Origin of the sequence: Paraburkholderia sp. MM5477-R1, assembly GCF_050436385.1 — a bacterium.
Lineage (GTDB): Bacteria > Pseudomonadota > Gammaproteobacteria > Burkholderiales > Burkholderiaceae > Paraburkholderia > Paraburkholderia tuberum.
This window is the reverse complement of sequence record NZ_JBNDMC010000010.1, coordinates 255,628-267,647: the sequence shown is the minus strand read 5'-3', so window position 1 is coordinate 267,647 and position 12,020 is coordinate 255,628. Positions and strand designations below refer to the sequence as shown.

General features: G+C 65.9%; 13 protein-coding genes. 6 read left to right on the top strand and 7 right to left on the bottom strand.

The features are described 5' to 3' along the window. Positions 1-369 precede the first annotated feature (369 nt). The 3 genes from OKW35_RS45055 to OKW35_RS45045 are packed head-to-tail and all read left to right on the top strand — an operon-like array spanning position 370 to position 3,702. Positions 370-741 (top strand): hypothetical protein, encoded by a 372-nt coding sequence (locus OKW35_RS45055; protein WP_429555894.1) that lies wholly within the window; start codon positions 370-372, stop codon positions 739-741. Then, positions 623-1,864, top strand: a complete 1,242-nt coding sequence (locus tag OKW35_RS45050) for an extracellular solute-binding protein (protein ID WP_429555441.1) — start codon at positions 623-625, stop codon at positions 1,862-1,864. The genes OKW35_RS45055 and OKW35_RS45050 overlap by 119 nt, the downstream gene beginning before the upstream one ends. Further along, positions 1,864-3,702 (top strand): diguanylate cyclase domain-containing protein, encoded by a 1,839-nt coding sequence (locus OKW35_RS45045; RefSeq protein ID WP_429555440.1) that lies wholly within the window; start codon positions 1,864-1,866, stop codon positions 3,700-3,702. The genes OKW35_RS45050 and OKW35_RS45045 overlap by 1 nt, the downstream gene beginning before the upstream one ends. A 121-nt stretch (positions 3,703-3,823) precedes the next feature. On the opposite strand, the gene OKW35_RS45040 is transcribed toward OKW35_RS45045, so the two are convergent. From OKW35_RS45040 to phnG, 7 genes are all read right to left on the bottom strand, one after another. Continuing rightward, on the bottom strand, positions 3,824-4,957 hold the full coding sequence (locus OKW35_RS45040) for an alpha-D-ribose 1-methylphosphonate 5-triphosphate diphosphatase (RefSeq protein ID WP_429354154.1): 1,134 nt from the start codon (positions 4,955-4,957) through the stop codon (positions 3,824-3,826). Positions 4,958-4,993: 36 nt separating this feature from the next. After that, entirely contained in the window at positions 4,994-5,689 is a 696-nt protein-coding gene (phnL, locus tag OKW35_RS45035) for a phosphonate C-P lyase system protein PhnL (RefSeq protein WP_260321164.1), read from the bottom strand. A gap of 101 nt (positions 5,690-5,790) precedes the next feature. Next, on the bottom strand, positions 5,791-6,561 hold the full coding sequence (gene phnK / locus OKW35_RS45030) for a phosphonate C-P lyase system protein PhnK (protein ID WP_090809511.1): 771 nt from the start codon (positions 6,559-6,561) through the stop codon (positions 5,791-5,793). Next, on the bottom strand, positions 6,558-7,508 hold the full coding sequence (locus tag OKW35_RS45025; protein WP_429555439.1) for an alpha-D-ribose 1-methylphosphonate 5-phosphate C-P-lyase PhnJ: 951 nt from the start codon (positions 7,506-7,508) through the stop codon (positions 6,558-6,560). Before OKW35_RS45025 ends, phnK begins: the two co-directional genes overlap by 4 nt. Continuing rightward, a complete protein-coding gene (locus tag OKW35_RS45020; RefSeq protein WP_429555438.1) occupies positions 7,505-8,641 on the bottom strand; it encodes a carbon-phosphorus lyase complex subunit PhnI in 1,137 nt (378 codons plus the stop codon). The genes OKW35_RS45025 and OKW35_RS45020 overlap by 4 nt, the downstream gene beginning before the upstream one ends. Continuing rightward, positions 8,641-9,252: a phosphonate C-P lyase system protein PhnH gene (gene phnH / locus OKW35_RS45015; RefSeq protein ID WP_090809517.1), complete on the bottom strand. Its 612-nt coding sequence runs from the start codon at positions 9,250-9,252 to the stop codon at positions 8,641-8,643. Before phnH ends, OKW35_RS45020 begins: the two co-directional genes overlap by 1 nt. Next, a complete protein-coding gene (gene phnG, locus OKW35_RS45010) occupies positions 9,252-9,767 on the bottom strand; it encodes a phosphonate C-P lyase system protein PhnG (RefSeq protein ID WP_429555437.1) in 516 nt (171 codons plus the stop codon). Before phnG ends, phnH begins: the two co-directional genes overlap by 1 nt. A 179-nt stretch (positions 9,768-9,946) precedes the next feature. Here phnG and phnF point away from each other — a divergent pair, with 179 nt between their 5' ends. The 3 genes from phnF to phnN are packed head-to-tail and all read left to right on the top strand — an operon-like array spanning position 9,947 to position 12,017. After that, positions 9,947-10,705: a phosphonate metabolism transcriptional regulator PhnF gene (gene phnF / locus OKW35_RS45005; RefSeq protein WP_090809521.1), complete on the top strand. Its 759-nt coding sequence runs from the start codon at positions 9,947-9,949 to the stop codon at positions 10,703-10,705. After that, positions 10,702-11,469 (top strand): DUF1045 domain-containing protein, encoded by a 768-nt coding sequence (locus OKW35_RS45000; RefSeq protein ID WP_429555436.1) that lies wholly within the window; start codon positions 10,702-10,704, stop codon positions 11,467-11,469. Before phnF ends, OKW35_RS45000 begins: the two co-directional genes overlap by 4 nt. After that, positions 11,466-12,017, top strand: coding sequence for a phosphonate metabolism protein/1,5-bisphosphokinase (PRPP-forming) PhnN (gene phnN / locus OKW35_RS44995; protein ID WP_429403481.1), 552 nt, complete (start codon positions 11,466-11,468; stop codon positions 12,015-12,017). Before OKW35_RS45000 ends, phnN begins: the two co-directional genes overlap by 4 nt. The last annotated feature ends 3 nt before the right edge of the window (positions 12,018-12,020 follow it).

Sequence of the window (12,020 nt, the reverse complement as noted above, 5' to 3'; positions counted from 1 at the left end):
GCCCTCGGCGGTTGTGCCGCCTTGGGACGCCCGGCGCGTCTCGCAAACGGGCTTCTGGTCAGGATGCAAGCCGGGGTGGCCTGCAACGCGCGCCAAGCTTATCAGTTCAAAAATATTGGGAAGCTAGTAAAACACCGGATGGCGCGGGAGGAGGCCCTCTAGAGCAACGCTTGCGCCCCAGCCGGTGTGACCGGATCGTACACCGTTGATAGGGTTTGCGTAACGCGGATGCAATGCACGAGCGGTAATACGAAGGGCCGGCGAGCGTAATCGACTGGGATTTACGCCGGTTTTCTCGAGAGTTCGCCGAAAACCGGTTTGAAACGCGAGTTTGAAACGTGGACGGATCGTTAAAGCTCGCGGCTGAATTTGCCGTTAATTAAGAACGGCCTCGAGGCTATTGCCTTGCACGTTATTACCAACACCGATATTTTTGCGCCGCCGTTTCGAACCGGTGCAAAAAACAAAGGCTTTGGCGCTATCATCGATGCTCCCTGCGCTGGACGCCGGCCGTCCGCGCAGGCGGGGATCGCTCGGGCGCAGGTCGTCGGACGGCCGTCAAGATTCAAATTCCGCGTGTTTGCGCTCGCTCACATGGCCTTTCTGCTCAACGGTGTTATGCATGCACACGATGTTGTTCACGGCGGATCGAACAGGCTGTTGCAAACAGACTTTCAAGCGACGAATCGCGAGCACCGGCGTGCGGGCTCGCGCGGCATTATTGCAGCGCCGGTTTTTTGACGGTTTTTTGTCGAGCGTTACATCGGGATTTTCATCGATTGGCTCATCCGGATTTTCGTGCGACGTTTTTTCCGGGGTTTTGCCCCGCGTGTCGCGCGTTCTGATAGGCGCATTGCTGTGCGCGGGTTTCGGCGCGGCGACGCCCGCAGCGGCCGCCGAGAAAGTGCTGCACGTTCTCGCATGGCCCGGCTATGCGGACCCGGACGTCGTGAAGGCGTTCGAAGCGCGCTACGGCGCGAAGGTCGAGGTCACGCTCGTCGATTCCGATGAGGCGCTGTGGGCGCAGATGCACAGCAAGGGCGCGCCGCCGTTCGACGTACTCGCCGCCAACACCGCCGAAATCCGCCGCTATACGCAGGCGAATCTGCTCGCGCCGCTCGATCTCGCGAGTCTGCCGAATACGAAGAAGCAGTTGCCGCGTTTCCAGGCGCTCGGCTCGATCGACGGCCTGACCTCGGCGGGCAAGGTATACGCGATTCCGTTCACGTATTCGTCGATGGGACTCATCTACGATCGCAAGCAGATTCCGGTTGCGCCGCATTCGATGCTCGAACTGTGGAACCCGCGCTATCGTGGCAAGGTGCTCGACTTCAATAGCGCGCAGCACAACTTCTCGTTCACCGCGCTTGCGCTCGGCTATCCGCATCCGTTTCAACTCGACCCCGCGCAGATGCGCACGATCGCGCACAAGCTCGTCGATCTGCGCCGCAACCTGCTGACCTACTACACGCTGCCCGAGGAGGCGACCGCGTTCTTCATCCAGCACAAGGTCGCGTTGATGTTCGGCAACTACGGCACGCAGCAGGTGCAGTTGCTGCGGAGTGCGGGCGCCGACGTCGGCTACGTGATTCCGGACGAAGGCGCGCTCGCGTGGCTCGATTGCTGGTCGATGACGCGCGCGGCGAGCGACCAGCCGCTCGCGCTCGAGTGGATCAACTACATGCTCGAGCCGAGCGTGAGCGCGTTGCTGACACAGCGCCAGGGGCTCGCGAACACGCTGACCGAGCCGGCCGAAGGCAGCGCCAACGAGCACATCGTCTGGATCAGTCCGGTGGAAGATATCGAGCGCCGCGAGCAACTGTGGACGCGCATCGTGTCGGGCGACCGTTCGGAGCGCTTCTGATGCTGCATCGCGGCCTGACCTTCAAGCTATCCGTGCTGCTCGCGTGCATCGGCGTGCTGGCGTCGGGCGCGACCGGCTATTACGCGTATCGCGCGAATCGCACGATGCTGGTCAACGAAGCGGAGCACAGCCTGCAGACGTCGACGGAGCTGCTCGGCCAGCGCATCGCGGTATCGATCGACGACGTCGCGGCGGACGCGCTCGTGCTCGCGACGATGCCGTCGTCGGTGAGCGTCGCGCAGACCGACGACGGTATCGGCCCGAACCTCGGCCGCGAGCGGCTCGCGCAGGTGTATTCGAGCTTCATGCTGCACCACCCGGAGTATCTGCAGGTGCGGCTGATCACGCGGCAGCATCACGGTCTCGAACTGATCCGTTTCGATCGCGATAGCGATGGCCTCGTGCGTGTAGAGGGTGACGATTTACAGGAAAAAGCTCAGTTTCCCTACGTATTCGAAACGCTCGCGTTTTCGCCGGGCCGCATCTACACGTCGCCGATTTCGGTCAATCACGAATTCGGCACGCATGCGGCGCAAGGCAAGCCGACGCTGCGTCTCGGCACGCCGATCGCGGATGCGCGCGGCACGGTGGTCGGCGTCGTCGTAATCGATGTCGATCTGGCCGGCATGCTGCGGCGTTTGCAGAGCGATCTGCCGAGCGACTATCAGGTCTATCTGGCGAACGAGTGGGGCGACTTCCTGATCCATCCCGACGCGTCGAAAACCTTCGGTTTCGACCGCGGCCGTCGCGTGCTGATGCAGGACAGCTTCCCGGCCACGAAGCAGCTGTTCGAGCAACGCCAAAGCGAGGTGCTCATCAACGGTCTCGCGAGACCCGGCGAGGCGGCCGGCCGTGTGCTCGCGTTCGTGCGGCGGCCGTTCGGCGGTTCCGAGGGCAACCGCTTTATCGTGCTCGGTCTCGCGAAGCCGCTCGAGGACGTGCTGACCGGCGCCAATCAGCTCGGCACGCGGATCATTCGCATGGTGCTGGTGTTCAGCGCATTGTCGGTACTGCTGGCGATCCTGTTCGCGCGAGCGCTGACCAAGCCGCTGCATCTGCTCGCGTATGCGGCGACGCACCTGTTCGCCGACCACGCGATGCACACCTTGCCGCTCAAACGCACCGACGAAATCGGCGTGCTCGCGCGCTGCTTCGAGCGTTTGCGTTGCGAAATCCGCGCGCAGATGGATACGCTGCACAGCAAGCAGAGCGAGCTCGTGCATCTGGCCTCGCACGACGTGCTGACCGGCTTGCCGAACCGCATGCTGTTCATGCAGAAGCTCGAGAACGCGATCGAGGAGGCAAGCTTCCGCCGCGAAGGCCTCGCCGTGCTGTTCGTCGACCTCGACCGCTTCAAGCAGATCAACGATCAGTTCGGTCACTCGGTTGGCGACAAGGTGCTGGTCGCGGTCGCACGCCGTCTGAAGGACGTGCTGTGTGCCGGGGACGTGGTCGCGCGGCTCGGCGGCGACGAATTCATCGTGCTGATCGAAGGGCAGCGCGCGGCCGAGGTCACGCCAGAAATCGCCGAGCGCATCATGGACGCGCTGAACGAAACGCTGACCGTCGACGGCAATAGCATGACGGTCGGCGCGAGCATCGGCATCAGCGAGTTCCCGCACGACAGCGGCAATGCCGAGGAACTGCTGCTGAACGCCGATGCCGCGATGTATGCGGCGAAATCGGGTGGCCGTTGCGCGTATCTGCGCTATCAGGATCTGCTCGCCATGCGGCTCGACGAACAGGCTGGGCAGGCGAGGGCTGCCCAGGCCCAGCTCGCCCAGGCGCACGCCGCGCGCGATGCGACCGAGGGGCGCGAGGCGGAGCCCACCGCGTGACGCGGTCTTACCCGCGCCGCTGAGGGTTTTCTATTGCCACGCCGCGATCGCGCCGCGAGTGCCTTCTTGCTGCAACTGTAGCAGCGCGTGATCGAGCGTCAGGCGCGCTCAACCAGCCCACTCAAACGATCCGCACCCCTGCGCGATAAGTCGCGCGCGGCACCGGCAGCTTGTCGAGCATCGTCACGCGCACGAGATCCGCGCGCAGGCCGGGCTCGATCGCGCCGCGGTCCGTGAGGCCGGCGGTGCGCGCCGGCTCGGCCGAGACCGTTGCCATCGCGCGCGGCAGCGACCAGCCCGCTTTTTCGACGAGATCGAACACCGCGGTCAGCAAGCTCGACGGCACGTAATCCGACGACAGAATGTCGAGCAGGTCCGCGCGCGCGAGTTCGAGCGCCGACACGTTGCCCGAATGCGAGCCACCGCGCACGATGTTCGGCGCGCCCATGATCGTCGCGATGCCATGCTCGCGCGCGGCTTGCGCGGCGATCCGCGTGGTCGGGAATTCGGCGAGCACGATGCCCTCGGCCTTCGCCTGTTCGACGTGCTCGATCAGCGTGTCGTCGTGGCTCGCGACCGGAATGCCGAGCCGCCGGCAACGCGCGACGATCTCGCGGCGGTGCTCGTCCGCGTAACGCTCCTGTTCGACCGCGAGTTCGGCGAGCGTGCTCGCGACACGCTCGTCGCTCATCTTGCCGTTGCGCTCCTGGAAGCGGCGCCATTGCTCGCGGTCGTGCCATTGGCGCTGGCCCGGCGTATGGTCCATCACCGACGCGAGCCGCAGCAGCGGATGCGCGCACAGCGAATCGAATACCTCGAGCACGTCGGCGGTCGCGATCTCGCAGCGCAGATGCAGAAAGTGCTCGGCGCGCAGCAGTCGACGCGTGGACAGCCGCAGCAGCGAATCGGCGCATTGCGTTTGCACATCGCGGTTACGCAGCCCAACGCTCGAGCGCGAGCCGATGGCGAGCGCGTCGAATACCGTCGTGATGCCGGCTGCGGCGACCTGCGCGTCGTGAATCACGAAGGCCGCGTCGGTATTCCATTCGACGCCGGGACGCGGCACGAGGTGCTTCTCGAGGTTGTCCGTATGCAGTTCGATCAGACCGGGCAGCAGATAATCGCCGTCCCAGTCTTCGGCGTCGCGCGCCAAACCCGCGCCGCGTTCGACGTCGCGAATCACGCCGTCTTCCACGCGCACGGTGCCAATGAATTCTTCGTCTCGCGTCACGATGCGAGCGTTACTGATCAACATCGACTTGCTCCGTAGTCAGTCGGGACTGGTGTCAATTTAGTGCCGCAGCGGCGGCCGCAGTTCCAGGCGGCGCGTCGCGACCTTGTTGCGGGTCTCTTCGTCGTGAAAGATACCAACGATCGCCGCGCCGCGCTCGCGCGCCTCGACGATCAGATCGGCCACAACGTCGCGGTTTTCCGCATCGAGCGAAGCGGTCGGTTCGTCGAGCAGCAACAGCGGATGTTCGGCGATCAAACCTCGCGCGATGTTCACGCGTTGCTGCTCGCCGCCCGAAAACGTCGCGGGCGCGAGGGACCACAAACGCTCGGGCACGTTCAGCCGCGCCAGCAATTCAGCGGCGCGCGCGCTGGCTTCGGGTTCGGCGACGCCGTGCAAGACCAGCGGCTCGGCGACCAGCGCGAGCGTCGGCACGCGCGGGATCACGCGCAAAAACTGGCTCACATAGCCGACCACGCGACGGCGCAGCCGCAGCACGTCACGCGGTTCGGCACGGGTGATTGCAATGGGCCGGCCGTGATCGCTGGTGTCGCGAATCGCAATCGAGCCGCTGCTCGCCAGATAGTTGCCGTACAGACAGCGCAGCAGCGTGCTCTTGCCCGCACCCGACGGCCCGACCAGCACCACGCATTCACCGCGCTCGACCTCGAGCGACACGTTCGCGAGCGCGTCGATCCGCACACCGCCCTGGCCGTGCAGCGTGAAAGTCTTGCCGATGCCGATGGCGCGCAGCATCAGCGCCGCGTTGTCGGCGAAAGCGCGCTCGCCGTGGCGTGCATCGCTGCCTGCTTCTTTGACTACCTCAATGACTACCTCAGTGGATTGCATCGTGAGCCTCAAACCGGCAGAACCGAGGAAACCAGCGTTTGCGTATACGGGTGCTGCGGATCGTCGAGCACCTGATCGGTCAGACCCGCCTCGACGACTTCGCCCGCCTGCATCACCATCAGCCGATGCGCGAGGAGACGCGCGACGCCGATATCGTGCGTGACGATCAGCACCGACAGATGCAGCGTCGAGCTCAGCGTGCGCAGCAAATCGAGCAGACGCGCCTGCACGGACACGTCGAGACCGGCGGTCGGTTCGTCCATGAACACCAGACGCGGACCGGTGACGAGGTTGCGCGCTATCTGCAGACGTTGCTGCATACCGCCCGAAAACGCGGCGGGGAATTCGTCGATGCGAGTGGGGTCGAGCTCGACGTGCTCCATCCATTGCGTGGCTGTGCGGCGAATTTCGCCGTAGTGGCGCGCGCCGACCGCCATCAACGGCTCGCCGATGTTGGCGCCGGCCGATACGCCGCTGCGCAGGCCATCGCGCGGATTCTGCTGCACGAAGCCCCACTCGGTGCGCGTCAGCAGACGGCGGCGCGGCTCGGACAGCGCGCGCAGATCGAGCGAGTCGCCATGCGACGCGGTGTAGTGCAGCGAGCCGCTATCGGCCTCGGTCTTCAGCGCCAGCGTGTTGAGCAGCGTGGTCTTGCCCGAACCCGATTCACCGACGATGCACAGCACTTCGCCCGGATACAGATCGAAACTCACGTTGCGGCAACCGTTGCGGCCGCCATATTGTTTGGTGAGCGCGCGTGCGCTCAGAAGCGGCGTCATGCGGATTCTCCTTCGCGCGTGGCGTGGGGCAGCGGCGCTTGCGCTTCGATAGCGTCGTCGCCATCGCTATCGCCATTGCCGCGCCGCCCGTGACAGTAGTCGCTGTCCGAGCACACGAACATGCGCGTGCCCGCATCGTCGACGATCATCTCGTCGAGAAAGCTTTCCTTCGATCCGCACAGCGCACACGCGTGCTGCCACTTCTGCACTTCGAACGGATGATCGTCGAAGTCGAGGCTGCGCACCGGCGTATAAGGCGGAATCGCGTGAATGCGGCGCTCGCGGCCCGCGCCGAACAGTTGCAGCGCGGCGTTCATATGCATCTTCGGATTGTCGAACTTCGGGATCGGCGACGGCGAGCTCAGATAGCGATGATTGACGACCACCGGGTAGTCGTACGTGGTCGCGATGCTGCCGTGATGCACGATGTCCTCGTACAGTTTCACGCTGATCAGCCCGTAATCGGCGAGCGCATGCAGCTTCTTGCATTCGGCGACGCGCGGCTCGAGCCGGTACAGCGGCTCGGGCATCGGCACCTGATAGACGAGGATCTGCCGCTCGGTCAGCGGCGTTTCGGGAATCCGGTGCCGCGTCTGGATGATCGTCGCTTCGCTCGTGTGCCGCGTGGTCGCCACCCCCGTGGTGCGCGCGAAGAAGCGGCGGATGTTGACGGCGTTGGTGGTTTCGTCGGAGCCCTGATCGATGACCTTCAGCGTGTCCGTCCTGCCGATGATCGCGGCCGTCACCTGGATGCCGCCGGTGCCCCAGCCGTACGGCAGCGGCATTTCGCGCGACGCGAACGGCACCTGGTAGCCCGGCACGGCGACTGCCTTCAGCAGCGCGCGGCGCAGCATGCGCTTGGTCTGCTCGTCGAGATACGCAAAGTTGTAGCCGTGCGCGGCGGTGTCGTATGAGGTATTGGCAACAGCGGTGTCGGGCGCGTTCATGCTGCCTGCTCCTTGTCGGTGGCGCGGCTTGTTTCATCGTTGCTGCGATGCTGCGCGCGCAAACGCCGCACCAGTTCCAGCTCCGCCTGGAAGTCGACGTAATGCGGCAGCTTCAGGTGCTGCACGAAGCCCGACGCCTCGACGTTGTCGCTATGCGACAGCATGAATTCGATGTCCTGCGTCGGTGACGCGAGCGTCTCGCCGAGTTCTTCGGCACGCAACGCGCGATCGACGAGCGCCATCGCCATCGCCTTGCGCTCCGAGTGGCCGAACGCGAGGCCGTAGCCCTGCGTGAAGGTCGGCGGCACCGTGCCGCTGCCCGCGAACTGGTTGATCATCTGGCATTCGGTGATGTCGATATCGCCGATGTCGACCGCTTCGCCGAGTTCGTCGAGGTCCATCTCGACCGCGATCGTGCCGAAGCGGATCTCGCCGGCGAACGGATGCGAGTGCGCGTAGCCGCGTTGCGTCGCATAGCCCATCGCGAGCAGAAAGCCTTCGTCGCCACGCGCGAGATTTTGCAGACGCGTCGCGCGGCTCGCCGGAAACGCGAGCGGTTCACGCGACAGGTCGCCGGGTTCCGCGCCGTCGGGTGTCGGGCGCTCCTGTTCGATCAGGCCTTCCTTGTCGAGCAGCGACACGACGCGCGGCATCGATTCTGGCGCTGGCGGTTCTTGCGGAACGGGCGCGTTGCAGCGCGTCACGTCCTGCCGCGCGTCATCACCATCGGCGAGCAACGCGAAATCGAGCAGACGCTGCGTGTAGTCATAGGTCGCGCCGAGCAACTGGCCGCCGGGCAGGTCCTTGAACGTCGCCGAGATGCGCCGCTCGACCTGCATCGTTTCGGTATCGATGGCGCGCGTATAGCCGAAGCGCGGCAACGTGGTGCGATACGCGCGCAGCAGGAAAATCGCCTCGACCAGATCGCCGGCCGCCTGCTTGATGGCGAGCGCCGCAAGCTCCTCGTCGTAGACCGAGCCTTCGGTCATCACGCGTGCGACCGCGAGCCGCAACTGCTCGCGAATCTGCGCGACGCTCAGCTCGGCGATCCGCGTATCGCCGCGGCGCGCTTTGTCGAGCAGGCGCCACGACGCTTCGATCGCGCGTTCTCCACCTTTGACGGCAACGTACATCAGTTCACCTTCGCTTCGGTTGTGCGCGGCAGGCCGATCACGCGCGGGCCGCAAACCAGATAACAGTCGATGCCGCACGGAAACAGCGGCGCGAGCATTGCGCGCTCTTGCCAGAACCGCGCGGGAAGACCGACCGGCGAAATCGTTTCGGCATCCAGAATGCCGGGGCCGCTCAGCGTGACCGCTGCGCCGCCCGTCAGCGCGTCGACGCGGATCAGCAACGTGGCCGATTGTTCCGGTGACTCGGCGCTGCCGGGCGCGAAGCTTTCGAGCGACGGCAACGCGTCGGCATCGTGCACATACGCGAACGCGGCGTTGCCGGGCGCATCGACGAGCGGCGCGCCGGTATGAAAACGCAACGCCGACGCGAGCGCGGGATCAGGCTGCGCGAGCCACACCGGCGTCGCGTAGTCGCAGAGCGTCAGCAGTGCGGCAAACGCGGCGGGTTCGACCGGCGTGTTGCGCAACTCGGGCAGCACGTCGCGGATCACGCCGATCGTGCCGGGCCGCGACAACGCGTCGAGCAGCGTGCGAAACACGGCCTGGGTATCGTGGACCGGGTCCGCGAAACCCGGCGTCAGCGTGGACAACGCAATCGGTGAACGTTCCATCAGTCGCCTCGCACCATCGTGAAGAATTCGACGCGCGTCGCCGCGACGTCCTGTTGCTGTTGCGCGCCCCGGGCCTGCTGTTGCGCGGCGAATGGCTCGATCAATTGACGATGCAGGCTGTCGTGATGCTCGGGCATCTGCAGCAAGGCATCGGCGAGCGCGGCAAGCTCGGCGCGACGGCGGTCGCGTCCCAGATGGCAGGCGACGCCGACGGTGGCTTCGGCGTCGCCGCTGGCATGCAGACGCAGCGTGGCGCGCGTAACCGTGGCTTCGCCGAGATTGAACGGATCGCCGCTGCCGCCGATGCGCCCGCGCACCATCGCGAGGCCGATTTCAGGGGGGCGCAGCCAGTCGTAGGCGGGGGTGGGGCGGCCTTGCAGCGCGCGCTGCAGCGCGGCTTCGAGGTCGGCGCGCGGCGTGCGCGCCAGCACGGCCATCCAGGCGCGCCGCGCCGCCGAAGACACGGCCGGCAACGGCGAAGAGGATGGACGGGGCGGAACGTAACTCGGGCTCATCGGATTTCCTGTCGATCCAGCGAGTGGGCATTGAAGCATCTATTCATCTAAACGTCTAGACGTTTATAAGCATACTTGTCTGGACTGTTGTGCGCGGCGGACGTTCATATTTTCATCACGGCCCGCGCACTACAATGCACGTCATGGCGATCATTTGAACCGAAGGGAATGACAGCACCATGACATCGAACGACAGCGCGGCGCCGGCCACGACGCTCGAACGCGGCGCGGGCGTGGCCGTCTGGAGACAGATCGAACAGATTCTCGCCGCAGAGATCACGGCAAGCGGGTTCGGCGAAGAAGGGCGGCTGCCGAGCGAGGGTGAGTTGGCGAAGCGCTTCGACGTCAACCGTCACACGGTGCGCCGCGCGATGCTCGGCCTCGCCGCGCTCGGCCTCGTCAGCGTCGAGCAGGGGCGTGGCACGTTCGTGCAGCCCGGTGCGATCGACTATTCGATCGGCCGCCGTACGCGTTTCACCGAAAACCTGCGTCAACAACACCACTCGCCCGCGGGCACGATGCTGTCGGCCGCGCGCGTGAAGGCCGAGCCCAGTGTCGCGAAGGCGTTGGGTCTGCGCGCGGGCGCGGCGGTCTATCGCATCGAATCGCTGAACGAGTCGGACGGCGTACCGCTCACATACGCGCGCAGCTGGTATCCGGCCGCGCGTTTTCCGGATTTGCCGGAGGTCGTGCAACGCCTCGGCGGCACGACGAAAGCGCTGGCCGAATTCGGCGTGGACGATTATCTGCGCAAGTGGAGCCGCATCGGCAGCGTGCTGCCCGAGCCGGAAGTCGCGCGGCGGCTCAACATCAACCGTCAGCAGCCGGTGCTGTGGGTCGAGAACGTCGACGTCGATCTGCAGGGCACGCCGGTCAAATACGGCTTCACGCATTTCGCGGCCGATCGCGTGCAACTGCTCGTGGAGCATGACCTGTGAGCGGCCCCGCATGGAGTGCCGAAGCGCGCTTTGCGCTGTACTACGCGCCGTCGGTTGAATCGGCGTGGTGGCAGGCCGGCTCGACATGGCTCGGCCGCGATGCGCGAAGCGGCGAGCGCCGCGCGCAGCCGCAGCCGCCAGGCCTGACGCGCCCGCTCGCCGCGCTGACCGACGCGCCGCGCCGCTATGGCTGGCATGGCACGCTGGTCGCCCCGTTCCGGCTCGGCGCCGGCGTCACGCAGCCCGACGTGCTCGCGGCCGCGCGAGCCTGGGCGCTCGCGCAGCGGCCGTTCACGTTGCCGGTAGAAGCGGCCACGCTGGGCGACTTCGTCGCGTTGCGACCGGCCGATGCAGATGGCGAGACGCGCATTGGCGAGCTCGCGTCGAACGCGCTGCAGTCGCTCGACAGGCTGCGCGCGCGGCCGTCCGCGGCCGATCTCGAGCGACGGCTCGCCGCGCCGCTCAGCGAACGCCGACGTGCGTTGCTGTTGCAATGGGGCTATCCGTACGTGTTCGACGAGTTCCGTTTTCATATGACGTTGTCCAGTTCGCTCGCCGATGCCGACGAGCGCGCGACGCTGATCGCATGGTGGCGGGAGCGCACGCCCGCGCTCGGGCCGCTCGCTGTCGATCAGGCCGCGCTGTTCGTCGAGCCGGCGGCGGGCGAGCCGTTCGTGCTTTGGCAGCCGCTGCCGTTCAGCCACGGCGCGCAACCTGGCGATCGCACTGACGACGAGCAGCAAGACGAGGTGAGCAGCCAATGACTGGGCGTTTGATCTATGTGATGGGGCCGTCGGGCGCGGGCAAGGATTCGCTGCTGCAGTTCGCGCGCATGCGGCTCGCCGGGGAGCCGCTCGTATTCGCGCATCGTTACATCACGCGGCCGAGCGGCAATGGCGAGGTGCATGTTGCACTAAGCGTCGAGGAGTTCGCCGCGCGCTCGGTGCTTGGCCTGTTCGCGCTCGAATGGTCGAGCCATTCGCTGCGCTATGGCATCGGCATCGAACTCGATGCGTGGCTCGCGCGCGGCTGCACGGTGGTCGTCAACGGCTCGCGGCAGTACCTGCAGCATGCGCTCGCGCGCTATCCACGCGCGGAGGTGGTGCACGTGAGCGCCGCGCCGCATATTCTCGAAGCACGGCTCGGCGCGCGGGCGCGCGAATCGTCGGAGCAGGTCGCGGCGCGGCTCGCGCGGCGCGCGCCGTTTGCGTTGCCGGCCGGCGTGCGCTCCACGACGATCGACAACTCCGGCGCGCTCGAAGAAGCGGGGCACGCATTGATCACGGTGCTCAAGGAGCAGGTGAGCGCGTAGCGC

Coding starts and splice junctions, on each gene's coding strand:
- OKW35_RS45050 (WP_429555441.1), top strand. CDS start 623: ATGCACACGATGTTGTTCACGGCGGATCGAACAGGCTGTTGCAAACAG.
- OKW35_RS45045 (WP_429555440.1), top strand. CDS start 1,864: ATGCTGCATCGCGGCCTGACCTTCAAGCTATCCGTGCTGCTCGCGTGC.
- OKW35_RS45040 (WP_429354154.1), bottom strand. CDS start 4,957: ATGTTGATCAGTAACGCTCGCATCGTGACGCGAGACGAAGAATTCATT.
- phnL (WP_260321164.1), bottom strand. CDS start 5,689: ATGCTGCGCGCCATCGGCATCGGCAAGACTTTCACGCTGCACGGCCAG.
- phnK (WP_090809511.1), bottom strand. CDS start 6,561: ATGACGCCGCTTCTGAGCGCACGCGCGCTCACCAAACAATATGGCGGC.
- OKW35_RS45025 (WP_429555439.1), bottom strand. CDS start 7,508: ATGAACGCGCCCGACACCGCTGTTGCCAATACCTCATACGACACCGCC.
- OKW35_RS45020 (WP_429555438.1), bottom strand. CDS start 8,641: ATGTACGTTGCCGTCAAAGGTGGAGAACGCGCGATCGAAGCGTCGTGG.
- phnH (WP_090809517.1), bottom strand. CDS start 9,252: ATGGAACGTTCACCGATTGCGTTGTCCACGCTGACGCCGGGTTTCGCG.
- phnG (WP_429555437.1), bottom strand. CDS start 9,767: ATGAGCCCGAGTTACGTTCCGCCCCGTCCATCCTCTTCGCCGTTGCCG.
- phnF (WP_090809521.1), top strand. CDS start 9,947: ATGACATCGAACGACAGCGCGGCGCCGGCCACGACGCTCGAACGCGGC.
- phnN (WP_429403481.1), top strand. CDS start 11,466: ATGACTGGGCGTTTGATCTATGTGATGGGGCCGTCGGGCGCGGGCAAG.